Consider the following 23,700-nt stretch of genomic DNA (forward strand, 5'->3'; position numbering starts at 1 on the left):
ATCCATCCGTGGATTCGACAAGCAGAGCCCAACAATGCCCCCTACTCTCATAGGATGCCCTTGGTCCGCCGACAGCTGATGCCGGCGGAACGAACCACCTCCTGTGACGACGGGCTTCAGACCGGGGAAGATTCATGCTCAATGCCAACGACATGCTGGATAACGCCACTTGGCGCCAGGAACTCGATACGCTTTTCGCCAATATCAGCGATCACTATGTGGTCGACGAGGAGGCCTATGTCGAGGAACTGATCAAGGCGCTCGATGCCAACGAGCGCGACTTCGCGCGCATCGCCGACAAGACGGCGGAACTGGTGCGCGAGATCCGCGAGATGGACACGGCGGTAGACACCATCGACGAGCTTCTCCAGCAATACAGCCTGGATACCCATGAAGGCCTGATGCTGATGTGCCTGGCAGAAGCCATGCTGCGCATTCCCGACAAGGCCACCGCCGATGCCTTGATCGAGGACAAGCTCGGCCCTGCCGACTGGAAATCCTACCTGGGTCAGAGCGAGTCCTGGATGGTCAATGCCTCTACTTGGGGGCTGCTGATGACGGGCCGCGTGGTGACCATGGACAAGCCTCACGAAGGGCGCCCCTCCGGCTTCATCAACAAGATGGTCAACCGCATGGGCGAGCCAGTGATCCGCCGGGCCATGGTCGAGGCGATGAAGGTCATGGGCAAGCAGTTCGTGCTGGGGCGTGACATCGACGAGGCGCTCAAGCGATCCAAACCCTTGTTCGACAAGGGCTACACCTACTCCTACGACATGCTGGGAGAAGCTGCCCGGACCCGCGACGACGCCAAGCGTTACTTCGACGACTATGCCCGCGCCATCGAGCGAGTCGGCAAGGCCAGCGCCCGACTGTCGGACAAGACACCGCCACCGTCGATTTCCATCAAGCTCTCCGCACTGCATCCGCGCTATGAGTTCGGCCGTCGTGAGCAGATCCTCGAAGAGCTCGTCGCCAGCACTCTGGAGCTGGTCACCATGGCTCGCGAACGCGATGTCGCCGTGACCATCGATGCCGAGGAAGTCGACCGCCTGGAACTCTCTCTGGAAGTGTTCCGCGCCGTCTACGAGCACGATACCTGCCGTGGCTGGGGACATTTCGGCCTGGTCGTCCAGGCTTACGCCAAGCGCGCCCTGCCGGTGCTGCACTACATCAATCGCCTGGCCGAGACCCAAGGCGATGCCATTCCCCTGCGACTGGTCAAGGGTGCCTACTGGGACACCGAGATCAAGGAATCCCAGCAGCTCGGCGTCGAGGGTTATCCGGTCTACACACGCAAGGCAGCCACCGATGTCGCCTATCTGGTGTGCGCGCGCTTCCTGCTCTCGGATGCCACCCGAGGACGAATCTTCCCGCAGTTCGCCACCCATAACGCCCACACCATCAGCACCATCCTCGAGGTGGCCAACGAGGCTGACCGCCCCTTCGAGTTCCAGCGCCTCCACGGCATGGGCGAGGCACTCTATGCCGCCGCGCTCAAGCGGGCTCCCCAGGGAACCTACTGCCGCATCTACGCACCGGTGGGCGCCCACAAGGACCTGCTGCCCTACCTGGTGCGCCGCCTGCTCGAGAACGGCGCCAACTCGTCCTTCGTCCACCAGCTGGTCGACCCCAAGGTGCCGGTGGAATCTTTGTGCGTGCACCCAGTGGAAACGCTGCGTCACCACGACAGCCTCGCCAATCCCCAGATCCCTCTGCCACGCGACATCTACGGCGAGAAGCGTCTCAACTCCCGGGGCGTCAATCTCAATATCCGCAGCCACTACGACCCGCTGATGCGGGCCATGAAGCAGTGCATGGATACCACCTACGAGGCACGTCCACTACTGGCCTTCGACGTCGCCACCGACCCGGCACTGGTGCATGACGTCACCTGCCCCTATGACCGCCGCAAGACGGTCGGCAGCGTGCTCTGGACCAGCAAGGAGCAAGCCGAGCGCGCCGTGGATGCCGCCTGGGCGGCCTTCCCGCGCTGGGACGCCACCCCGGTCGCCGATCGAGCCGCCATCCTGCGCCGCTTCGCCGAGCTGATGGAAGAGCACATGCCCGAACTGATGGCACTGTGTTCCCGAGAGGGCGGCAAGCTGCTCACCGACGGCGTCGACGAGATTCGTGAAGCCGTGGACTTCTGTCGCTACTACGCCGCCAAGGCCGAGGAACTCTTTGGCGAGCCGATCCAGCTGCCGGGCCCGACGGGCGAATCCAACGAGCTGGTGATGAGCGGCAAGGGCGTCTTCGCGGCGATCAGCCCCTGGAACTTCCCGGTGGCGATCTTCTGCGGCCAGATGGTGGCCACCGCCGTGGCCGGCAACACCGTCCTGGCCAAGCCCGCGGAACAGACCTCCATCATCGCCCACCGGGTCGTCGAGCTCCTGTATCAGGCCGGCATGCCCCGAGACGTGGTGCAACTGTTGCCTGGCGATGGCCCCACCGTGGGCAGCGTGCTGACCGGCGATCCACGCATCACCGGCGTGGTCTTCACCGGCGGCACCGACACCGCCCAGGTCATCAACCGTTCCCTGGCCAATCGCGAGAACGCCCCGCTGCCCACCCTGGTGGCCGAGACCGGCGGCATGAATGCCATGATCGTCGATTCCACCGCCCTGCCCGAGCAGGTCGTGAACGATGTCATCCACTCGGCCTTCCAGAGTGCCGGCCAGCGCTGTTCCGCCCTGCGCGTCCTGTACCTGCAGGACGACGTCGCCGACCGGGTCATCGAGATCCTCAAGGGTGCCATGGCCGAACTGCATGTGGGTGACCCACGCGACCTGGGCACCGACGTGGGACCGGTGATCGACGAGGAAGCGCGCAAAGGCCTGCAGGCACATATCGACAAGCTCAAGGGCGAGGGACGCCTGATCGCGGAGACGAGGCTCGACGCCACCCATACCGCCGATGGCACCTTCATCGCGCCGACGGCCTTCCAGATCGATGGCATCGAGGCACTCGAGCGTGAACAGTTCGGGCCGATCCTGCACATCGTGCGCTACAAGTCCCAGGAACTGGACGACGTCATCGACTCGATCAATGCCCGCGGTTATGGCCTGACCTTCGGCGTGCACAGCCGCAACGAATCCTTCGCCGAGGAAATCGCCCGCCGGATTCGTGTCGGCAACGTCTACGTCAATCGCGACATCATCGGAGCCGTGGTCGGTGTCCAGCCCTTCGGTGGCCAGGGCTTCTCCGGCACGGGACCCAAGGCGGGCGGGCCGCACTACCTGCTGCGGTTCGCGACGGAAAAGACCGTGACCATCAACACCGCCGCCCTGGGCGGCAATGCGTCACTGCTTGCCATGGGGGACGATTGAGCCTCGGGCATTGTCAACAACAACAAACCAAGGGGAGCCACTCATGATGGAAAAGCGTGCCACCGCCGGCTTTATGGTCGCACGCTCCTCGGGCATGATGCTCGCCGTCGACGTGCTGGCCTGCATACGTACCAACAATCCGTCGGAGCTACGTCCGGCCTAATAAACTGGAGAAGTTTTTATGGCTATTGGTGTTTGGATCAGTCTATTCGCTTACTTTGCGCTCATGGTCGCCATCGGCGTGTATGCCATGCGCAAGGCGACCTCCACATCCGAAGATTACATCCTGGGTGGCCGAGGCCTCAGCCCCCAGGTGGCTGCCCTTTCAGCCGGTGCATCGGACATGAGCGGCTGGCTCCTGCTGGGCCTGCCCGGGGCGATGTTCGCCTCCGGCCTGGGCTCTGCATGGATCGGCATCGGCCTGCTCGTGGGCGCCTTCTTCAACTGGGTGCTGGTCGCACCGCGACTTCGCGAACAGACGGTCCACTATGGCAATGCGATCACCATTCCGGAGTTCCTGGCCAACCGCTTTCCGACCCGAGCCATGTCGTTGAGAACAGTGTCGGCGGTCGTCATCGTTGTGTTTTTTGCGATCTACACAGCCTCAGGCCTGGTGGCGGGCGGCAAGCTGTTCGAAAGCGCGTTTTCCGGCATCCTCAACATTGGCGGTTTGAGCGACTATGCATCGGGCATCATCATCACGCTGGGCGTGGTGCTCGTCTATACCGTCGTGGGTGGCTTTCTGGCCGTGAGCATGACGGACTTCGTGCAAGGCTGCATCATGATGCTGGCCCTGGTGATCATGCCGGCGGTTGTGCTCTTTGGCGAAGGCGGCGGCGGCTTCGCCCAAGCGTCACAAACCCTCAATGAGGTCGACCCCACCCTGCTGTCGTGGACGGAGGGACTGACCTTCATCGGCTGGCTGTCTGCAGTGACCTGGGGGCTGGGCTATTTCGGGCAACCGCACATCATTGTGCGCTTCATGGCCATCCGGAAACTGCAGGATGTTCCCGTGGCCCGTAACATCGGCATGAGCTGGATGCTCATCTCCCTGATCGGCGCGGTCTCTCTGGGGCTGTTCGGCCGGGCCTATGCGGTCCGTAATGGCATGGATATCCAGGATCCGGAAACGATCTTCATCATCCTGGCGAACCTGCTGTTCCATCCGCTCGTCACCGGCTTCCTCTACGCGGCGCTGCTTGCTGCGATCATGAGCACCATTTCCAGCCAACTCCTGGTGGCGTCTTCATCACTGACCGAGGATTTCTATCGTCTCTTCCTGCGTAAGGAGGCAACGGAAAAGGAAACCGTCGGCGTGGGCCGAATCAGTGTCATCCTGGTGGGGATCATTGCCGCCGTCATAGCCTCGGACCCGAACTCCCAGGTGCTGGGGCTGGTCAGTAACGCCTGGGCAGGCTTCGGCGCGGCGTTCGGCCCGCTCATCATTCTGTCGCTGATGTGGTCGCGCACGAACGGCGCAGGCGCCATCGCCGGCATGATCGTGGGTGCCGCCACCGTCATGATCTGGATCTCGCTGGGCTGGAACGCCGAGTTCATGGGCGGTCCCGGTGTGTACGAGATCATCCCCGGCTTCATCGCCGCCTTCATTGCCATTCTGGTGGTGAGCAGCGTGACCAGCGATGCCGGTGAATACAAGCATATCTCTCGCTGACAACGCGCGTAGCGCGCTCGTGAAGCGACAAGAGGGCTCCTGCGGGAGCCCTTTTTGGTCGCCGGCTAAAGCAGCCAGGCACGTCCGACGAGTACCAGAGCGAACCCCCACAAGGCTCCATGGCTCCAGCCAGCATTGACCAGCCTTTCCAACCGGTGCATGCCCACCTCCTCGACCAGCGGCCGAGCGAACGAGGTGCCGAGAGCCCAGAACCCCAGGACCACCAAGGGCAGGCGCAGGCCCAGCGGCAATCCCTGTATCAGTTCGGGGCGCCACAGCAACCAGGCCGAAAGGCCGGCTGCCAGTAACAAGGTTCCGGTATCGAGGTGGGCTCGAGAGATCCGGGGCCAAACCATCACGGTCGCCTCCACCGCCGTCTTCACGCTTTCAGTGAAGACGATTCCTGGCCGGCTGGCGAGTCATGATTCACAATGTGCAAATATTGTACAAGAGATGTCTCTTATTGCCGTCATTAGCAAAAAGTTCCATTGATTCACCCCATATATTGCTATCTACACCATAGATTTTTTTTACAAGACGTTTAGAAACAGTGTTTCCTATAATTCTTCCTGAACGATGCGAATGACGCCGACAGTCGTGCCGACGTCAGCATCCGAAACACCACAGGGAGGATCCCCTCATGAAAGCGACTCGACTGATCTCTGCTACCGCCTTTGCCGCCATCGGCCTTTTCGCCACCCAGGCAGCCATGGCTTATCAAGCAGGCGACATCTATGTCCGCGGCGGCTATGCCAAGTCCGACGTGAAGAGCGACAACGGCGAGATCGCCAACCAGGGCATCAATGTGTCCGACGAGCAAGGCATCGCCTACGGCCTTGGCTACCTGTTCACCGACAAGTTCGGCGTCGAGCTCAACGGCACCGAGGCTGTCGAGCATGACATGGCCGGCGGCCACTTCGACCGCACCCCGGTCAACCTGATGGCCAACTACTATCCGCTGGGTGGTACGGACTCACGGGTCCAGCCCTACGCGGGTGTCGGCCTCAACTACACTCACTTCTCCAATGAGTCGGTGAGTGGCATGGACCTCGATCACTCCTACGGTGCCGCCGGCCAAGTGGGCGTGGACCTGGCCCTGACTGACCACTTCATGATCGGCGCCTTTGCCAACTACGCCGATGTGGACAGCGACGTCGACATGCATGGCCACGGTGCGGGCAAGGTCGAGCTCGATCCCCTCACCGTCGGCGGCGGCCTGACCTACCGCTTCTGAGCCGCGCGCTCATCGAACCACGCCGCCGGCATGTCCGGCGGCGTTTTCATTGCCTGCCCACCAACGAGGCCCTCCGACAACATCGGAGGGCCTCGTCGTTCCTGCGCGAGCAAGAAGGCTCTTCAGCGATGGCGGTGCCGCGACAGGCCCAGGGCCGCCAGCGTCTCGTCATCCAGCCCGGCGACTGTCGGCACCTCGGACAGCCGGGCATGATACTCGGCCGAGAGGAACGCCTGGCCATGCAACAGGTGCTCGAGATACTCCTGGGCGGGACGCAAGGCTCCCGCGGTCGTACCCGGCGCGGCGATGTAGACCCAAGCCTCGATGGCGCCTTCAGCGGTCTCGACCGACAGACGATGGCGACGATAATCGTGCGGGTATCCCTCGAAGGGGTCCATGTCATGGATCTGCTCGGGAGACACCAGTTCGAAAAGCGCCCCTTCGACACGCGCCCCCTGCCGAGGAGCTACGTTGGCATGGCTGATACCGGGCACCTTCGAGGCCTTGTCGAACCGTAGCACGTGATCGACCAGCACCCCCGGCAAGGCACGCCGGGTAGCACCGATGCGTGCCTCGACTCGCGCCGGGTTCATGTTGCTGCCATAAGCGAAATAGTAAGGCATTCGCACCTCAGAGGCTGTCGATCGATACGGCCGATGGTGGCCCGTCCAGGCACCGGACGTATCCACGTCCTCTCAGTTGTCGGTAACCAGCTGATCGATGCGCTCGACGGCCTTGCCCATCAGGATCCGGTCGCTGTTGCGCGCTCCTTCCTGAGTCAGATACGCCTCCACCGCCGGGGCTACATCACAACTCGCCGGCATCGGGCTTTCCGCCTCGACCAATGCATCGAGCCGGGCAATGAACACGAAACGCAGCCATTGCGGCAGGCTCATGGTATCGATGCAGAACGGTTGGGCGCTCTGGAAGGCTGCCGGCTCGGGACGCTCCACGCGCCACAGGTTGGCGGCTCGCATGGTGGACTCGAGCTCGCGCAGCGCCGTGTCGAGTTCCTCGTGAACATTCATGGGATATTTCTCCAGTCGATCAATGGCGCCATTATCCCGCGACAGCCCCTCTTGGGCCAACATCGCTCAGAGCGCCTTTGGTTGACCGGCCAGCACCTTGCGCAGGAAATCCCGCGTGCGAGGATCCTCGGGGGCATTGAACAGCCGCGAAGGAGGCCCTTGCTCGACGATATGACCGCCTTCCATGAACACCACTCGATCTGCCACATCCTGGGCAAACCCCATCTCGTGGGTCACCACCAGCATGGTCTGGCGCTCGGTGGCGAGCTGCTTCATCAGGGCCAGCACTTCCTCGACCCATTCCGGGTCGAGCGATGATGTCGGCTCATCGAAGAGGATCACCTCAGCCTGGGCGGCCATGGCACGGCCGATGCCCACGCGTTGCTGCTGCCCGCCGGAGAGCGAGGCCGGATAGGCATCCGCCTTGTCGGCCAGCCCGATGCGCTCGAGAATCTCCCTGGCCCGAGCATGCGCCTTCGCCTTGGGCCAGCGGTTGACCACGATTAGCCCCTCGGCAATGTTTTCCAGCGCCGTCTTGTTGGCGAACAGCGCATAGTTCTGGAAAACAAAGGCCGTGCGCCGGCGCGCCGCCAGGATGTCGGCTCGACTGGCGCGCGTGACGTCGATCTGCAGGTCCCCAAGGGTCAACTTGCCGGCATCCGGCCGCTCGAGGAAATTCAAGCAACGCAGCAGGGTCGACTTGCCGGTCCCGGAAGGGCCGATCACCACGATGATTTCGCCACGCTCGATGGTGAGATCAATGCCGTCGAGCACCGGCGTGCCATCGAAGCGCTTGACCAGATTGGCTATTTCGATCATCTGCGGTATGCCTTGTTCAGTCGGGTCTCCAGTCGGCGCTGCCCCCAGGCCAGCAACTCGACGATGATCCAGTAGACCACCGCTACGGTGAGAAAGGCCTCGAAGTACAGAAAGCTGCCGGCCGCTTCCTTCTGGGTCGCGCCCATCAGTTCCGTGACTCCCAGGGTAAAGGCCAGCGACGTCGCCTTGATCATGTCGATGAAATAGTTCATCAAGGTGGGCACCGCCACCCGCGTTGCCTGGGGCAAGACGATGCGACGCATCAGCTGACCGTTGGTCATGCCGATGGACAGGGCGGCCTCAGTCTGGCTGCGGTCGACGCCAACGATGGCCGCACGGATCGACTCCGCCATGTAGGCCGAAAAGTGCAGCGTCAGCCCCATGATCGTGGCCGTGATGCCATTGATCTGGGTCAGGAAGGCCAGTAGCTGGGGCAAGCCGTAATAGAACAGGAACAGCTGCACCAGTAGCGGGGTGCCGCGGAAGAAGGAGATGAACAGCATGGTGGCCGCATTCAACCCCGGGATTCTCAGCACCCGGATCACCGCCAGGCCGCAAGCCAGCACGAGGGCCAGCGCCATCCCCGCTGCCGCCATCTCGAGGGTCAGCGGCAGGTAACTCAACAGGATGGGCACCAGCCCCAGCATGTAGTCGAAATCGAGAACATTCATAAGGGCACGGCACCGTATCAGGGTCGCGTGATATCGGTACCGAACCAGCGTTCGGAGATTTCCGTCAGGGTGCCGTCCTCACGCAAGGCCTCAAGCGCCTGCTCGACTCGATCACGCATCGCGCGTCCTTCGTCGGTATCGCGGAACGGCAGCGCATTGCGGATCTCCGAGAACGGCTTGCCGGCCAGTGCGAGCGGCAATGGCTTATCCTTGATCACCTGGCTGGCACTTACCCGATCCATGACGAAGGCATCCACACGGCCCAGGGCGGTATCCTGCTCGATGTTGCTCTCGTAGGTGCGGATATCGATCTCGTCGGCATAGGGCAACTCACGCAAGAGTTGTTCATAGTTGGAGCCCAGGTTCACCGCTACACTTTTTCCACGCAGATCCTCGACGCCGGAGATCGTCTCGTTGCCCTTCTTGACCACCACCTGAGCCCCATCGTAGACATAGGGTTCGGTGAAGGCATACTTGGCCTGGCGCTCCTCGGTGATGGTGATCTGGTTGGCGATGGTATCGATACGCCCGGACTCGAGCATGCCGAAGAGCCCGGAGAAATTGGCGGTCTCGAACGCCACCTCGGTGCCCATCTCGTCGGCCACGGCTTCCATCACGTCGACCTCGAAACCCTTCAGGGTGTCCTGCTCGACGAAGGTGAACGGAAAATAGCCGCCGGACATCCCGACCTTGAGAGGTTCAGCGTCGGCCTGGGCCGTGCCGGCCACGGTAATGGCCCCGGCGGACACCAGGGCCAGAGCGATGTGTCGTGCAAAACCTGGGAATCGCAACATGATGGGTCTCCTGTCATTACGCGCCACAAAGAGAAATCAGGAATAAAAAACCTTTTTCATATTCCATTTTTACACAAACCGTATGAAAAATCCCCCTCTGCGGCCAATAGCTGCTGATTATGCCTGTCATAGCCTCGAGACACAGTCATGTCATGCACAGAAGTCCTGAACGTCCCTGTGGATAACCACTGAACAGGTCTGGCCTGGCAAGAGATCATGGGCCTTTCGAGCCATTGATCAATGAATGATCATCGCCCTGCCAATCGGTACCGCGTTGGCTGACAGAGGTTGGGTCTCGATGTAGAGTGCACGCTTCGAGCCTGGGAGACCGCATGCAATCGATCGACAGCCTACATGACTTCTTTGTCCGTACCGGCGCCGAGGTGAAGCTTTATCATCTGGGGCGCCGGGTTGAGCCCTGCCCACTCGACACCTTGCGCGAGCTGGAACAGGATGAACGTCCCTGGCCCGCTCCCTGGCAGGGACAAGCACGGCTGGCCATGGTGTTCCGGGTGGGGGATCTCGACGATCCCCTCATCTGGTTCCTGGCCCTGCCCCTGGATGAACAGGGAATGCTCGACCCGGCCCCACGGGACGCCTTCCTGCAACGCTTGCTGGAGACTCTGGGCCGAAATGTCGAGGGTCTCGGTCGTGAGGATAGCAGCGGGATCGACAACCTGATGAAGGACAATCCCCTGGCCTTCACGCCCTCGACGACCTTCCAGGCCATGCTCCATGCTCGGGCGAGTCACGATCTCGATCAACCAGCAAGCCAGCATCTGGAGCCGGTGGAGGCTTACCTAGAGGGGCAACAGGCGCTGGACTGGCGAGCGCTCGGCCTGCAGGGCCTGGCCGATTTCGCATCGCGCATGGATACGGACCAGCAGAAACGGCTGGCCGACACCCTGCCAACACTGCCCGATGAGGTCCTGGTATCGCTATGCTACTGTCTGGAGCATGTCGCCATCGGTGACGAGCTCGCCGATGCGCTGCGGCAACGCGGCGAGAAGGCCGCCGAGACCGGCGACATCGAAGGCTTCTGCGCCTGTGTGCGAGCCGTCAGTGGCGCCGAAGCCACGTGGGTGGGCGACTGGTACGACGCCCTGCTGGCCGACACCGAGGCGTGCGGCCCCGATCTTCTGGCGGCCATGGCAGGCCGGGGCTGGCATCATCTGGAGGATGCCCAGCGTCTCCCGCGCTTCCTGCTCCGTCTGGCAGAAGAGCCCCGGGCCGATTTCACCGCCGTGGCACGCGATTTGGCGTTGATCCCTCGCCTGCGCCTGCCCGTTCTGATGACACTGCGCGACGCCGAGCCGGCATCCGCCATCGGCCGCCGCCTGGCTGGCCTTTCCCGTTGAACCACAGGAGGCACCAAGCGCCATGAAGGAGCTGCCCTATCAGGCCAAGGCGGTGATTGGCCGCCGCGAGATGGTCACCTTGCCAGCGCTGAACCTGACACTGTGCGCCAAGGCCGACACCGGCGCACGCACCTCAGCGCTCCATGCCGAGGACATCGAGACCTTCGAGCATGACGGTCACCCCTGGGTGCGCTTTACAACGCGCGGTGGAGGTCCGGCAAGTCCGCCCCACGAGCAGCGCCTCCCGCTCCATGACCGACGCCGTGTCACCAGTTCCAACGGCCAGTCCGAGTGGCGTTACGTCATCCGCACTCCCATGCAACTGGGTGAGCTGGAATTTCCGGTCGAGCTGACGCTCACCGATCGTCGCGACATGCGCCACCCGATGCTGCTGGGCCGTCGTGCCCTGCGCCGGCTGCTGGTGGCGCCCGGCGCCGGCTTCCTGCACGGTGAGCCCTGAGGCTCACCCTGCTCTCCGATCCTGTCAACGGAGATTCCGTCATGCACATCGCGCTGCTGTCACGCAATCGCAACCTCTATTCCACGCGCCGCCTGGTGGAGGCCGCCGAGGCCCGGGGCCACACGGCCCGGGTCGTCGATACCCTGCGGTGCTACATGAGTATTGCCTCTCATCACCCTTCCATCCATTACAAGGGGCAGAAGCTCGAATCCTTCGACACGGTGATTCCCCGTATCGGCGCCTCCATCACCTTCTACGGCTGTGCGGTGTTGCGCCAGTTCGAGATGATGGGCACCCAGGTGCTCAATGACAGCGTCTCGATTACCCGCTCCAGGGACAAGTTGCGCTCGCTGCAGTTGCTCTCGCGCAAGGGGATCGGCCTGCCGGTGACCGGCTTCGCGCACTCGCCCGACGATATCCCGGATTTGATCACCATGGTGCGAGGCGCTCCATTGGTCATCAAACTGCTGGAAGGCACCCAGGGAATCGGTGTGGTACTGGCCGAGACCAACCAGGCCGCCGAATCGGTGATCCAGGCCTTCATGGGCATGAAGGCCAACATCATGGTCCAGGAATACATCAAGGAAGCCCAGGGAGCCGATATCCGCTGCCTCGTCATCGGCGACAAGGTCGTGGCCTCCATGAAACGCCAGGCGGCCGAGGGGGAGTTTCGCTCCAACCTGCACCGCGGCGGCAGCGCCAGCGTCATTCGCATCACCCCCGAGGAGCGTTCCACGGCAATACGCGCCGCCAAGGCCATGGGCCTGAAGGTGGCCGGCGTCGACCTGCTGCGCTCCAACCACGGGCCGGTGATTATGGAGGTTAACTCATCGCCGGGTCTGCGAGGAATCGAGGCCGCCACCGGCAAGGACATTGCCGGGCTGATCATCGAGCACCTGGAAAAGAGCTCGGCCCCGAAACGCAAGACCCCCCCCAAGCCTAAAGGCTAAGCCCGAAACCGAGATTTAATGCCGAACGGGGGTGGCAAAAGTACCGCGACACCCCCACAATCTGCGTCACCGGAGGAGGTGAACGCACATGTTTCTTGATAATCGCCAGGTGGCGATGGACAGTGCCCTCGAAGCACTGGCCGACAGCATCGACTATTTCCAGGACAATCTCGAGCGTTTGCAGCCGAGCCTGCGCGACGCGCTCAAGCCACACTTCGAGGAACGTGGCCGGCTGATGCGCGAATTGCAGGCGCTGGCCCGTCGCCATCTCAACCTTCTCCCTCGTGATGCCGACGTCGAGCGCGACGACTACATGTGGCTCTGGAGCCGACTGAAGAGCTTTGTCGGCAACGACAGCCAAGTGCTGATCAACGAGCTGCTCGAGCAGGAACGGGTATTGATGCAGGCCCTCTCGACGCTGCTGACCCATCCGCTGCCCGATGCCATCGAACCGGTCATCGAGGAGTGCTGGCGGAACTGTCGTTCGTTGATTCGCGAGCTGTATCGTCTTCAGAAGCAGCGCCAGAAGCGCTGACCGGGCCGCGGCGAGGCGTGATCTCCAGGGGCTCCATCGGGCCCAGGAAATGCGGCTCGCGGCCCCATAGATACAGATCCCCCAGCGTCGCCACTCGCGCGACCCACTCCCTGGCCCTCAAACGCAGGGTACTGTCCGACGGTCGCTCCGGTGCCGCGCAGCCACGTGCCTCGATACCCAGCGCATCGGCGATGAACAAGGCTCTCGGCAGGTGCCAGGACTGGGTAACCAGCAAAGCGCGTTTCACCGCGAAGACATCCCGGGCTCGGGCAAGGGTATCGAAGGTACTGAAGCCGGCATAATCGAGGGTCATGACCGCATCCGGGATGTTACGACCACGCAGATCCTTCCACATGGTCACCGGCTCGTTATAGTAGCGAGTGCTGTTGTCTCCCGACAGCAGCAGATGCGCGACCCGCCCGTCATGTACCAGGCTGGCCGCGGCGCGCATGCGCCCCTCGAAGTGGGGATTGCGCGCGCCACTGCGGGTCCAGTGCGATGTCCCGAAGACGATACCAACCCGCTCGGACTGGCACTGCGACAGCTCGAGATCGATACGGCTGCGGGTACTGGTCAGCATCCACAGGTTAACGGCCAGAAACAGCAACATCGCCAGCAGGGTTCCCCCACCGAGTGACATCAGCAGGATCCGGAACGTTTTCCACGGTAGCGAGGGCATCGACTTCCCCGGTCATGGAGGCTCTTGGGCGCCGCCTCATCTCGCCGGCGACGGGGCGTTCGATGCAGCGCATGGACGAGGCCGGCACGCTCTCAGAACATACCGAGTTCGAGCTTGGCCTCGTCGCTCATCATCTCGCGACTCCAGGGTGGATCAAAGACGATCTCGGTGTGCACCTTGCTGATCTGAGGGGCGCCCAGAATCTTGTTGCGCGCATCGGCGGCGATCACATCGCCCATACCACAGCCCGGAGCGGTCAGCGTCATACGGATGGTGACGAGTCGTTCACCGGTAATCAAGCGCTCGATGCGACAACCGTAGACCAGTCCCAGCTCGACGATGTTGACCGGAATTTCCGGATCATAGCAGGTTCGCAGCTGATCCCAGACGAACGCCTCGATATCTTCCTCCGAAGCGTCTTCCGGCAGGGTCGGTCGCGGTACCGCCTCGAGCCCGAGGGCATCAAGCTCACTGCCCTCGATCAGGTACATGCGCCCCTCGAGGCCCACGCTGACCGTTCCGCCCTTGGCCTGCATGACGGTGACCTCGCTGTCCTCGGGCAGGGTCTCCGTCTTGCCGAAGGGAATGGAGATGGCCTCCACATCGCGCTGCAGGGGCAGCACCTGCCCCTTGGTCACGCCGGACAGTGCGTCGATATCACTCATGGATTTCCTCGCTCCCCTTCAGCGCAACATGCCCACGACTCGCTCGAGTCCCTCGACGAAGATGTCGATTTCCTCGGGCGTGTTGTAGGCAGCGAAGGAAGCACGGCAAGTGGCATCAACCCCGAAGTGCGACAACAGCGGCTGAGCGCAGTGATGGCCGGTGCGTATCGCCACCCCCAGTTGATCGATCAACAGCCCGATATCCTGGGCATGGGCACCATCGACGACGAAGGAGAGCACCGCGGCCTTGTCCGGCGAGGTCCCCAGCACGCGCAGGCCCTCGATCGACGCCACGCCCTCGGTGGCATGCTCGAGCAGGCGCGTCTCCCAGGCCTGGATCAGGCCCAGCCCGATCTCGTTCACCCACGCCAGGGCTCGTCCCAGGGCGATCACCTCGGCGATTGCCGGCGTTCCCGCCTCGAACTTGTAGGGAATGTCGGCGAAGGTCGTGGGCGTCTCGAAGGAGACGGTCTTGATCATCTCGCCACCGCCCTGCCAGGGCGGCATGGCCTCGAGCAGTTCCGCACGACCGTAGAGGGCCCCGACCCCGGTGGGCCCATAGACCTTGTGGCCGGAAAAGGCGTAGAAATCGGCACCGAGCGCCTGGACATCGATGGGCTGATGCGGCGCGGCCTGAGCACCGTCGACCATGATCAGCGCACCATGCTCGTGGGCCAGGCTCGCCATGTCAGCCACCGGATTGACCGTCCCCAACGCGTTGGAAACATGGTTCACCGCCACCAGCCGGGTACGCTCGCCGATCAGGTCGCGATAGGCAGCCTGATCCAGCACGCCGCGCTCGTCTACCGGAATCACCTTGATGGTGAACCCCAGCTCGCCGGCCAGCAGCTGCCAGGGCACGATGTTGGAGTGATGCTCCAGGCGCGATATCAGCACCTCGTCGCCGGGGCCTAGGTTGGCTCGTCCCCAGCTGGCGGCCACCAGGTTGATCGCCTCGGTGGTGCCGCGCGTGAAGACGATCTCCCGAGCCTCGGCGGCGCCCAGATAGGCGCGCACCGTCTCGCGAGTTCCCTCGAAGGCCGCGGTTGCCTCATCGGCCAGGGTATGCAGGCCTCGATGGATATTGGCGTTATAGCGCCGATAGTAGTCATCGAAGACCTCGATCACCTGACGCGGGGTCTGGCAGGTCGCCGCGTTGTCGAGATAGACCAGCGGCTTGCCATGCACCTCGCGATCCAGGATCGAAAAGTCACGACGGACCCGCGCCACATCTAGCTGAAGGTCACTGAAGTCGGCCATGACTCACCCCTCGTTGAAGGCCGAGGCGGTTTCCACCAATCCGGCCAGGTTGAAGCGCTCCGGCAGCTTGCCGGCCACCGCCAGCTCGACCCGCTCGGACACCGCATCGAGGTCGACCAGTTCCATGACCTCGCCAGCGAATGCCAGGGTCAACAGCCCGCGGGCCGTCTGCTCATCGATGCCACGTGTGCGCAGGGCATAGACGGCCTCTTCGTCGAGCTGGCCGGTGGTCGCACCATGGGCACACTTGACGTCATCGGCGTAGATCTCGAGTTCCGGCTTGGTATCGATCTCGGCACGGTCGGAGAGCAGCAGGTTGGCGTTGCTCTGCTCGGCCTCGATCTGCTGGCTATCGCGCTTGACGATCACCTTGCCGTTGAACACGCCATGAGCGCGGTCGTCGAGGATGCCCTTGTAGTTCTCACGGGAGAAGGTGCGGGGCGCGTTGTGATTGACCAGGGTATGGTTGTCCACATGCTGGCGGCCCTGACCATAGAACAAGCCATTGTAGATCGCCTCGGCGCCTTCGCCGTTCAGGTCGCTGACCAGATCGTTGCGTACCAGCCCTCCCCCGAGGTTGAGGTTGAAGGAGACATAGCGGCTGTCGCGGGCCTGCTCGATGTGGATACTGGCAATGTGGCGATCCTTGAGTGGCGCCTCCTGGAGCTTGTAGTGGGTCAGGATCGCCCCCCGCTCGAGAATGATCTCCTCCACCAGGTTGGTGAAGTTGGCGCCCCCGTCCTCGCCCACGTGGTGCTCGATCAGGGTGGCCTCGCTGCGCCCGCCGGCCTCGACCAGGATGCGCGGATGACTCATCACCTCCTGCTCTCCGGCCCGGGACAGGAATTGCAGCACGATCGGCTTGTCCACCACGGTTCGCGGTGCCAGTCGTACCACCGCGCCCTCTTCCATGAAGGCGGTATTGAGGGCCGCGAAGGACGAGAAATCGACGCCGGTGAGGCGGCCGAGTGGTCCACCCACGGCCTCGTGGTTCTCTTCCAGGGCTCGCGACAGGGGCAACACCTGCACGCCTTCGGGCAGCGCGCCCAGATCCGACAATGCCGGCGCGAACACGCCATCGACGAAGGTCAGGCGATAGGCGTCCAACGGCAGGGTCAGGGCCGCTGCCGTGGCCGGCGAAAACTCGGCGTCGGTGGCCAGGGCAAAGTCACTGCGCGCGATATCGCGCACGTCAGTGTACTTCCATTCCTCGATGCGACGATGCGGAAAGCCGAGCGCCTCGAAGCGCGCGGCCCCGGCCTGGCGGCGTGCGGCGATCCAGGTGGGTTCGTCTCCACGCTGTGCGTTGCGCTCGGCCAGGCGGTCGAGAAAGCGCTGTTCGTCACTCATGCCGCAGAGTCCTCCACGACCCAGTCGTAGCCACGGGATTCGAGCTCGCGCGCCAGGTCGGCGTCACCGCTCTTGACGATGCGACCGTCGACCAGCACATGAACATGGTCGGGCACGATGTAATCCAGCAGGCGCTGATAGTGCGTCACCAGCAGGATGCCCTTGTCTTCGCCGCGCAGTGAGTTGACGCCATCGGCCACCACCTTCATGGCATCGATGTCGAGACCGGAGTCGATCTCGTCGAGCATGGCAAGCTTCGGCTGCAGGACCAGCATCTGCAGGATCTCGTTGCGCTTCTTCTCACCGCCGGAGAAGCCCTCGTTGACGGCGCGCTGGAGGAAGCTGGCATCCATCTTCATGAAGCCCACCTTCTCCTTGACCAGCTTCATGAATTCCGGCGCCGGGATCTCCTCCTCGCCTCGCGCGGCACGCTGGGCGTTGAGCGCGGCCTTGAGCAGATAGATGTTCTTCACGCCGGGGATCTCCACCGGATACTGGAAACCCAGCAGCAGGCCCGCCTGGGCACGCTCCTCGATTTCCATCTCCAGCACGTCCTGTCCTTCGAAGGTGATCGACCCACTCGTCACCTCATAGCCGTCCTTGCCGGCGATGACGGCCGACAGCGTGGACTTGCCGGCGCCGTTGGGGCCCATGAGAGCGTGGACTTCGCCGGCACCGATGGTCAGGTTCAGGCCCTTGAGGATCTCGGACCCCTCGACCGTGACGTGCAGATCCTTGACTTCGAGCATGTTGACTACCTTTTGAGCTATCAGCCGCCGCAGCGGCTCGCATAGATGAATTCGTTTGCGCTTATCGGGCGTGCCCTTGCATGGCGCCACCCCTTTAGCGTGGATGAGCTGTTCCGGCGCCGAGCCGTCGCGAGGGCGCTGTACCCCCATCCCTGGGCGCTACATCCGCCATCCATGGCGGATGACCCTCGCTGCGACTCGTCCCCGGCGCTCATCTCGTCAATCGTCAGGCCAAGAGCCTTAACCCACTGCGCCTTCGAGCGTCACATTCAGCAGCGCCTCCGCCTCCACGGCAAACTCCATCGGCAGTTCCTGGAAGACGTCCTTGCAGAAACCGTTGACGATCATGTTGACCGCATCTTCCTCGCCGATGCCGCGACTCTGGCAATAGAACAGCTGATCCTCGCCGATCTTGGAGGTGGTCGCCTCGTGCTCCACCTTGGCGGAACTATTGCCGATCTCCTGATACGGGAAGGTATGGGCGCCGCAGGTATCGCCGATCAGCAGCGAGTCGCACTGGGTGAAGTTGCGGGCGTTCTTGGCACGCGGGCCGACCTTGACCAGGCCACGATAGGACTGGTCGGAACGACCGGCAGCGATGCCCTTGGAGACGATGGTGGAGCGCGTGCCCTCGCCGATGTGGATCATCTTGGTGCCGGTATCGGCCTGCTGGCGACCGTTGGTCACCGCCACTGAATAGAACTCGCCGACGCTGTCACGGCCGCGCAGCATGCAGGACGGATACTTCCAGGTGATCGCCGAGCCGGTCTCGACCTGGGTCCAGCTGATGTGGGAGCGATCCCCCCGGCAGTCACCGCGCTTGGTGACGAAGTTGTAGATGCCGCCCTTGCCATCCTCGTCGCCGGGATACCAATTCTGCACCGTGGAATACTTGATCTTGGCGTCATCCAGCGCCACCAGCTCCACCACGGCGGCATGCAACTGGTTCTCGTCGCGCTGCGGTGCAGTGCAGCCTTCGAGATACGACACCTCGGCACGGCTCTCGCAGACGATCAGGGTACGCTCGAACTGGCCGGTGTTGGCGGCGTTGATCCGGAAGTAGGTCGATAGCTCCATGGGGCAGGTCACGCCCTCGGGCACGAAGACAAAGGAGCCGTCGGTGAATACCGCCGAGTTGAGTGCGGCGAAGTAGTTATCGCCCTGCGGCACCACACTGCCCAGGTACTGCTGGACCAGCTCCGGGTAATCGCGGATCGCCTCGGAGATCGAGCAGAAGATCACACCCGCTTCCTGCAGCTTCTCCTTGAAGGTCGTGGTCACCGAGACCGAGTCGAACACCGCATCCACCGCCACGCCGGCAAGCGCAGCACGCTCATGCAGCGGAATGCCCAGCTTCTCGTATGTCTCGAGCAGCTTGGGATCGACTTCATCGAGACTCTGCGGACGGTCTTCGGGACGCTTGGGCGCGCTGTAGTAGGAGATCGCCTGGTAATCGATGGGCGGATAATCCAGGTGCGCCCAGGAGGGTGGCGTCATCTTCAACCACTGGTGGTATGCCTTGAGGCGCCACTCCAGCATCCATTCCGGCTCGCCCTTCTTCTTCGATATGAAGGCGATGGTGTCTTCGTCCAGACCCGGTGGTACTGTCTCGCTCTCGATGTCGGTCACGAACCCTTCCTTGTATTCGCGACGGACGAGCTCTTCCATTTCCTGACTTGCCATGATGTTGTCCCCTCCCGGGCTGGTTGGGTCGGCGAGCACGGCTCGCCTCGGGTAATGAAGTCGCGGTTTTCAGGCCTCGGCGGCCAGGCTCACGCTCTGAATGGGTAGCTGTACGGGCAGCTTGATCGGGGTCGTATCGGCCAGATGAGCCAACGTCACGCTGTCGAGCAAGGCACGCACCGCCAACGAGACTCGCTGCCAGTTGTCCGATACGCCACAGACCGACACCAGCTCGCAGTCGCCTTCCGCCTGACTGCACTCGGTCATCGCCACTGGCCCCTCGATGGCCGAGATGATGTCGCTGGCGGAAATCCGCGACGCCGGGCGCGCCAGGGAGTACCCTCCCATCGCGCCGCGCCGGGATTCCAGCAGGCCGGCGCGCACCAGCATCTTCAGCGTCTTGCTGACCGTCGGATGCGGCAGCGACACCGCCTCGGCAAGCTCTGCCGCCGCATGCGGCTGCTCGGGATGTCGGGCGATCTGGGCCATCACCACCGCCGCATAATCGGTCAGTCTGGAAAGCTTCAACACTGCCTGACTCCCCGGGGCCATCCCCTCAGGTGATCGATTGCGGACCATTTTAGTCCTGTATGGTTTCGATGTGAAGCCTCCCCGGACGTTCCCGGGCAAGAATCGGTCGGTTCGCGACACGTTCACTGCCGATGGCATCAAAAACGCCAATCATTCTCATTAATACTGACTATCTGCCCGCCACCTCGCACCCTGCATTGCCGACCCGAGCGAAAGACGCGCTTCCCTCCCCCAGCAGGACTCCCATCACCTCCGGAAAAAGTGCTAGAATCGAATCCATTCACAAGTCAGAAAACAAAGCGATTTCCGCATGATGGCCAAGGCGAAAAGCATTCTTGTAATGGGGGTTTCAGGGTCAGGAAAATCCCATGTCGGACGCCAGGTAGCAGCGGCAATGGATGCCACCTTCCTTGACGGCGACGATTATCATAGCCCCGGAAGCATCGCCAAGATGTCGCGCGGCCAACCTCTTAATGATGGCGACAGGGAAGCCTGGCTGGCGACGCTTGCCGATCTCTACCGAGAGTATCAAGCACAGGGTATTTCCCTGGTGATCGGCTGCTCGGCATTGAAGCACCGGTATCGCGATCAGTTGCGCGCCGCCACCCCTCACCTGGACATTCTCTACCTTCACGGCGACCGGTCGGTGTTGATGGACCGACTCGAGCGTCGCAGCGAGCACTTCTTTGCCGGCGCCCACATGCTGGACAGCCAACTTGCCACCCTGGAAGTTCCCTCTCGGGACGAAGCCTTCCGCGGGGATATCCGGGACACGCCCCGCGAGATCGTCAACGCTTTTCTCGACCACCTCGACATGGCGTCGAGCCGGCCATGAAGATCGTTTCATTATCCATTGAAAAGGCGGCCTGAAAGGCCGCCTTTTTAGCTTTAATGAATGACGAGCTCGTCACGCATTATATCAAGCATCGATATCATGCATTGTCATGTTTCATGACGCCTTGCCAATGCACAAAGCCCTGCCAGGGTCGCATCGTCACTCGAAATTTCGACGACACTTCCCCCGGCCCACTCCAGTGCTATTCGATAGAGGGAGTTCAGAGCCGTCGAGCCGACCAACGTCACCGATGTATCCTGCCATTTCTTGCGTTGTGAAAGCACTTCATTGCCGATCAACACGCCGGAGAGAAAGCCCCCGACCGCCTCGGCGGCCAGGCCGGCATGCAAGTGTCGGCTACGTGCCTCGAAAAGCGCATGCAATGGGCCATCGGGATGCATCGCGGCTTCCAGCCCTTGGCGAAAGCCCGTCTCGTCGAAGGCGGCATGATCCCGAGAGGGCTCGCCAGGCAGTGTATGAAAGCGCACGGCATGAAAGAGTTCGCCGGTCATGGCCGTCGTGAAGTCGGTCAGATGGTCCTGCTCCATCCTTACCCACTTGCTGTGGGTACCCGGCAGGCAGCAAAGTCCAGAGGTCGTGTCGCGCAGGGTCAGGGAACCGAAGGCCTGCACTTCTTCACCACGCATCACATCGACGTGGCCGTCCTGCACCACCTTGAGCCCTGGAACGATCCAGGCGTTGGACAACCCGGGAGCCGCCATCACGCTGGCGGCGAGCTGCGTCGCGGAAGCCGGCACCTCCAGTTGAGGCGCCTCGCACCAGCCACGGGCCGAACCGACCATGCCGGACAGATAGACCGGCACCCGGCCTCCCGCCCGCCAGGCTCCGACCTGGGCCTGGCAGTAATGCGGAAACGCCTCGCTGGACAGCGACCTCAGGCCGGCATCCGAGCGATGACTGTCGAGGCATTCGCCAGTGGTGCGATCGACCAGGAAGGCACGAAAGTTGCTGGTGCCCCAGTCGATGGCGATCAGCCGCTCGCTCATCCCTCGCTCCCCCGAGCCTCGAGCCGGCGCCACTCGGCGACCAGGTCAGCGGCGATCTCGGCGATCTCCTCGGCGCCGCGACCGGGCGTGTAGAGATTGCTGCCGAAGCCGAAGCCACGTACACCTACGGCGTGCCACTCGGCCATGTTGCTGCGATCGATGCCGCCCACGGCCAGGACCGGCAAGGCTCTGGGCAGGATGGCACTGATGTCCTTGAAATAACCGGTCCCGAGTCGCGCGGCGGGAAACAGCTTGAGCGCCCGGGCGCCGCTGCGCGCCGCAGCCAATGCCTCGCTGGGCGTCATGCAACCGATCATCGGCGCCAACCCATGATCGACACCGGCACGGACCACCTCGGAATCCGTGTTGGGCGTGACCATCAGAGGCGCTCCGAGGCGCTCGAGTCGTTCGGCATCGGCGACCTCCAGCACGGTGCCTGCGCCGATCAGCACCGAGGCCGGACAATGCGCCACCGCCCGTTCGATGCTCTCCCAGGGGCACGGCGAATTGAGCGGAATCTCGATCATCCGGAAGCCGGCGCCGATCAGAGCATCACAGACGTCTTCCACTTCCTCGGGCGTGATACCGCGCAGGATCGCCACCAGTGGCAACGTTTCCAGGGCCTCGTCCAGGGTCTTGCGTTGCGTCTCGTTCATGTTGCCCTCTTCACCACTCCGCGATCGAGCCATCCTCATGGGTCCACACCGGATTGCGCCAACGATGGCCGACCTTGGAGCGCTCCTCGACGAAGGCCTCGTCGATTTCTACTCCCAGGCCGGGGCCTTCGGGAATCGCGCAGAACCCGTCCTCGATGGCCAGGGCCGACTTGTCGACCAGGTAATCGAGGACGTCGTTGTCACGGTTGTAGTGAATGCCCATGCTCTGTTCCTGGATGAAGGCATTGTGATTCACCGCATCCACATGCAGTGAGGCAGCCAGCGTCAACGGCCCCAGCGGACAATGCGGCGCCAGCGCCACATCATGGCAGGACGCCAGGCTGGCGATCTTCATGCCCTCGCTGATGCCGCCGCAGTGCGACAGGTCCGGCTGGACCACATCGATCATGCCCTGGGCCAGCAGGTCGCGGAATTCGAAGCGCGTGTGCAGACGCTCGCCGGTGGCCAGCGGATATCCCAGCCCGCCGGCGATGTTTGCCAGGCAAGGCAGGTGCTCGGGCGCCACCGGCTCCTCGACGAACATCGGGTGATAGGGCTCCAGCTCGCGCAGCAACGCCTTGGCCATCGGCCGATGCACACGACCATGAAAGTCGATACCGATGCCCACATCGGGCCCGACGGCGTCACGGGCCTCGGCCACCCGTGCCACGGCCTCATCGATCTTGCGATGCGAATCGACGATCGCCAGTTCCGGCGTGCCGTTCATCTTGAAGGCCGTGAAGCCCTGATCGACCAATGCCCTGGCTCCCTCCCCCACGTCCTGCGGGCGGTCGCCGCCGGTCCAGGCATACATCCGCATCCGGTCGCGGACCCGCCCGCCCAGCAGTTGGTGGACGGGCACGCCGAGGTCACGCCCCTTGAGATCCCACAGCGCCTGGTCGATACCGGCGATAGCACTCATCAGGATCGGCCCACCGCGATAGAAGCCGGCCCGATACAAGGTATTCCAGAGATGCTCGATGCGATGCGGATCCTGGCCGACCAGATAATCGGCCAGCTCATGCACCGCCGCCTCGACGGTGGCCGCACGCCCTTCCACCACAGGCTCGCCCCAGCCATAGACACCGGCGTCGGTCTCGATCTTGAGGAACAACCAGCGCGGCGGCACCTGCCAGGTCTTGAGTCGGGTAATTTTCATAGAGCGCTATCCATTCCAGTATTACGTCTGTCACGTCGAAAAGCGGGCCGATACCGCATTCAGGCATCGGCGAGCAGAGCGGCTACAACCGATATCGGCCGGCCTGGGAGACGCTGCATAAATCGTCGAGCGCCGCGCACAAATTCGCCAGGAGCGAATTTGAACCGTCTTTCGACGGGCCCACAGGGTAGCCGCCAAGGATGACGGCTATAGCACAGCGATTTACACGCGCAGACATTTACGCAGTGTTTCCCTACCCAACCAGCCACATGGCCAGGT

24 protein-coding genes are annotated in these 23,700 nt (G+C 62.8%); 8 read left to right on the plus strand and 16 right to left on the minus strand.

The genetic code is table 11. The annotated features are described in order from the left end of the window. The first annotated feature begins 134 nt into the window (after positions 1 to 134). Both putA and putP read left to right on the plus strand, forming a co-directional pair. Positions 135 to 3,326, plus strand: a complete 3,192-nt coding sequence (putA, locus tag HSDC_RS15005; RefSeq protein ID WP_064700752.1) for a bifunctional proline dehydrogenase/L-glutamate gamma-semialdehyde dehydrogenase PutA — start codon at positions 135 to 137, stop codon at positions 3,324 to 3,326. Between the two features lie 181 nt (positions 3,327 to 3,507). Then, on the plus strand, positions 3,508 to 4,998 hold the full coding sequence (gene putP, locus HSDC_RS15010) for a sodium/proline symporter PutP (RefSeq protein WP_064700753.1): 1,491 nt from the start codon (positions 3,508 to 3,510) through the stop codon (positions 4,996 to 4,998). Between the two features lie 65 nt (positions 4,999 to 5,063). Here putP and HSDC_RS15015 read toward each other — a convergent pair whose 3' ends face one another. Then, on the minus strand, positions 5,064 to 5,357 hold the full coding sequence (locus HSDC_RS15015; RefSeq protein WP_137055344.1) for a hypothetical protein: 294 nt from the start codon (positions 5,355 to 5,357) through the stop codon (positions 5,064 to 5,066). Between the two features lie 281 nt (positions 5,358 to 5,638). On the opposite strand from HSDC_RS15015, the gene HSDC_RS15020 reads away from it, so the two are divergent. Then, positions 5,639 to 6,232, plus strand: a complete 594-nt coding sequence (locus HSDC_RS15020; RefSeq protein WP_064700755.1) for an OmpW/AlkL family protein — start codon at positions 5,639 to 5,641, stop codon at positions 6,230 to 6,232. Between the two features lie 122 nt (positions 6,233 to 6,354). Here the strand turns inward: HSDC_RS15020 and HSDC_RS15025 are convergent, their stop codons facing one another. From HSDC_RS15025 to HSDC_RS15045, 5 genes are all read right to left on the minus strand, one after another. Continuing rightward, positions 6,355 to 6,855: a gamma-glutamylcyclotransferase family protein gene (locus tag HSDC_RS15025; protein WP_064700756.1), complete on the minus strand. Its 501-nt coding sequence runs from the start codon at positions 6,853 to 6,855 to the stop codon at positions 6,355 to 6,357. A 72-nt stretch (positions 6,856 to 6,927) separates the two neighbouring features. Beyond that, positions 6,928 to 7,260, minus strand: a complete 333-nt coding sequence (locus HSDC_RS15030; RefSeq protein ID WP_064700786.1) for a YqcC family protein — start codon at positions 7,258 to 7,260, stop codon at positions 6,928 to 6,930. 66 nt (positions 7,261 to 7,326) lie between these two features. Beyond that, the gene (locus HSDC_RS15035) at positions 7,327 to 8,079 is read right to left on the minus strand and encodes an amino acid ABC transporter ATP-binding protein (protein WP_064700757.1); all 753 of its coding nucleotides are present in this window, start codon (positions 8,077 to 8,079) and stop codon (positions 7,327 to 7,329) included. Next, the gene (locus tag HSDC_RS15040) at positions 8,076 to 8,750 is read right to left on the minus strand and encodes an amino acid ABC transporter permease (protein WP_064700758.1); all 675 of its coding nucleotides are present in this window, start codon (positions 8,748 to 8,750) and stop codon (positions 8,076 to 8,078) included. The genes HSDC_RS15035 and HSDC_RS15040 overlap by 4 nt, the downstream gene beginning before the upstream one ends. Positions 8,751 to 8,767: 17 nt before the next feature. Further along, entirely contained in the window at positions 8,768 to 9,544 is a 777-nt protein-coding gene (locus HSDC_RS15045) for an amino acid ABC transporter substrate-binding protein (protein ID WP_082920072.1), read from the minus strand. A gap of 332 nt (positions 9,545 to 9,876) precedes the next feature. Here HSDC_RS15045 and HSDC_RS15050 point away from each other — a divergent pair, with 332 nt between their 5' ends. The 4 genes from HSDC_RS15050 to HSDC_RS15065 all read left to right on the plus strand — a co-directional run bounded on the left by HSDC_RS15050 (position 9,877) and on the right by HSDC_RS15065 (position 12,847). After that, positions 9,877 to 10,902 carry a DUF3549 family protein gene (locus tag HSDC_RS15050; RefSeq protein WP_064700759.1) on the plus strand — a complete coding sequence of 342 codons (1,026 nt, stop codon included), beginning with the start codon at positions 9,877 to 9,879 and terminating at the stop codon, positions 10,900 to 10,902. A 22-nt stretch (positions 10,903 to 10,924) separates the two neighbouring features. Then, positions 10,925 to 11,362, plus strand: coding sequence for an ATP-dependent zinc protease family protein (locus HSDC_RS15055; RefSeq protein WP_064700760.1), 438 nt, complete (start codon positions 10,925 to 10,927; stop codon positions 11,360 to 11,362). A gap of 41 nt (positions 11,363 to 11,403) precedes the next feature. Continuing rightward, on the plus strand, positions 11,404 to 12,312 hold the full coding sequence (gene rimK / locus HSDC_RS15060; protein ID WP_064700761.1) for a 30S ribosomal protein S6--L-glutamate ligase: 909 nt from the start codon (positions 11,404 to 11,406) through the stop codon (positions 12,310 to 12,312). Between the two features lie 88 nt (positions 12,313 to 12,400). After that, positions 12,401 to 12,847, plus strand: coding sequence for a hypothetical protein (locus tag HSDC_RS15065; protein ID WP_064700762.1), 447 nt, complete (start codon positions 12,401 to 12,403; stop codon positions 12,845 to 12,847). Here the strand turns inward: HSDC_RS15065 and HSDC_RS16560 are convergent. The 7 genes from HSDC_RS16560 to HSDC_RS15100 all read right to left on the minus strand — a co-directional run bounded on the left by HSDC_RS16560 (position 12,768) and on the right by HSDC_RS15100 (position 19,764). After that, the gene (locus HSDC_RS16560) at positions 12,768 to 13,487 is read right to left on the minus strand and encodes a SanA/YdcF family protein (protein WP_244883834.1); all 720 of its coding nucleotides are present in this window, start codon (positions 13,485 to 13,487) and stop codon (positions 12,768 to 12,770) included. The genes HSDC_RS15065 and HSDC_RS16560 overlap by 80 nt on opposite strands. A 131-nt stretch (positions 13,488 to 13,618) precedes the next feature. Then, complete coding sequence (sufT, locus tag HSDC_RS15075; protein ID WP_064700764.1) at positions 13,619 to 14,191, minus strand: putative Fe-S cluster assembly protein SufT; 573 nt, start codon at positions 14,189 to 14,191, stop codon at positions 13,619 to 13,621. Between the two features lie 18 nt (positions 14,192 to 14,209). Further along, a complete protein-coding gene (locus HSDC_RS15080; protein WP_064700765.1) occupies positions 14,210 to 15,451 on the minus strand; it encodes an aminotransferase class V-fold PLP-dependent enzyme in 1,242 nt (413 codons plus the stop codon). 3 nt (positions 15,452 to 15,454) lie between these two features. Further along, on the minus strand, positions 15,455 to 16,801 hold the full coding sequence (sufD, locus tag HSDC_RS15085; RefSeq protein WP_064700766.1) for a Fe-S cluster assembly protein SufD: 1,347 nt from the start codon (positions 16,799 to 16,801) through the stop codon (positions 15,455 to 15,457). Next, positions 16,798 to 17,550, minus strand: a complete 753-nt coding sequence (gene sufC, locus HSDC_RS15090) for a Fe-S cluster assembly ATPase SufC (RefSeq protein WP_064700767.1) — start codon at positions 17,548 to 17,550, stop codon at positions 16,798 to 16,800. The genes sufD and sufC overlap by 4 nt, the downstream gene beginning before the upstream one ends. A gap of 240 nt (positions 17,551 to 17,790) precedes the next feature. After that, positions 17,791 to 19,233, minus strand: coding sequence for a Fe-S cluster assembly protein SufB (gene sufB / locus HSDC_RS15095; protein ID WP_064700768.1), 1,443 nt, complete (start codon positions 19,231 to 19,233; stop codon positions 17,791 to 17,793). A gap of 69 nt (positions 19,234 to 19,302) precedes the next feature. Further along, entirely contained in the window at positions 19,303 to 19,764 is a 462-nt protein-coding gene (locus HSDC_RS15100; protein WP_064700769.1) for an SUF system Fe-S cluster assembly regulator, read from the minus strand. A 310-nt stretch (positions 19,765 to 20,074) separates the two neighbouring features. Between HSDC_RS15100 and HSDC_RS15105 the strand changes: the two genes are divergently transcribed. Continuing rightward, positions 20,075 to 20,599, plus strand: a complete 525-nt coding sequence (locus HSDC_RS15105) for a gluconokinase (RefSeq protein WP_064700770.1) — start codon at positions 20,075 to 20,077, stop codon at positions 20,597 to 20,599. Between the two features lie 107 nt (positions 20,600 to 20,706). Here the strand turns inward: HSDC_RS15105 and HSDC_RS15110 are convergent, their stop codons facing one another. Genes HSDC_RS15110 through dgoD form a run of 3 tightly spaced genes read right to left on the minus strand, consistent with a single transcriptional unit; the run spans position 20,707 to position 23,421 of the window. Continuing rightward, complete coding sequence (locus HSDC_RS15110) at positions 20,707 to 21,606, minus strand: 2-dehydro-3-deoxygalactonokinase (protein ID WP_064700771.1); 900 nt, start codon at positions 21,604 to 21,606, stop codon at positions 20,707 to 20,709. After that, positions 21,603 to 22,262 carry a 2-dehydro-3-deoxy-6-phosphogalactonate aldolase gene (locus tag HSDC_RS15115; protein WP_064700772.1) on the minus strand — a complete coding sequence of 220 codons (660 nt, stop codon included), beginning with the start codon at positions 22,260 to 22,262 and terminating at the stop codon, positions 21,603 to 21,605. The genes HSDC_RS15110 and HSDC_RS15115 overlap by 4 nt, the downstream gene beginning before the upstream one ends. A 10-nt stretch (positions 22,263 to 22,272) precedes the next feature. Further along, positions 22,273 to 23,421, minus strand: coding sequence for a galactonate dehydratase (dgoD, locus tag HSDC_RS15120; RefSeq protein ID WP_064700773.1), 1,149 nt, complete (start codon positions 23,419 to 23,421; stop codon positions 22,273 to 22,275). Positions 23,422 to 23,700: the final 279 nt, after the last annotated feature.

The organism is Halomonas caseinilytica (assembly GCF_001662285.1).
In the GTDB taxonomy this organism is placed as follows: domain Bacteria; phylum Pseudomonadota; class Gammaproteobacteria; order Pseudomonadales; family Halomonadaceae; genus Halomonas; species Halomonas caseinilytica.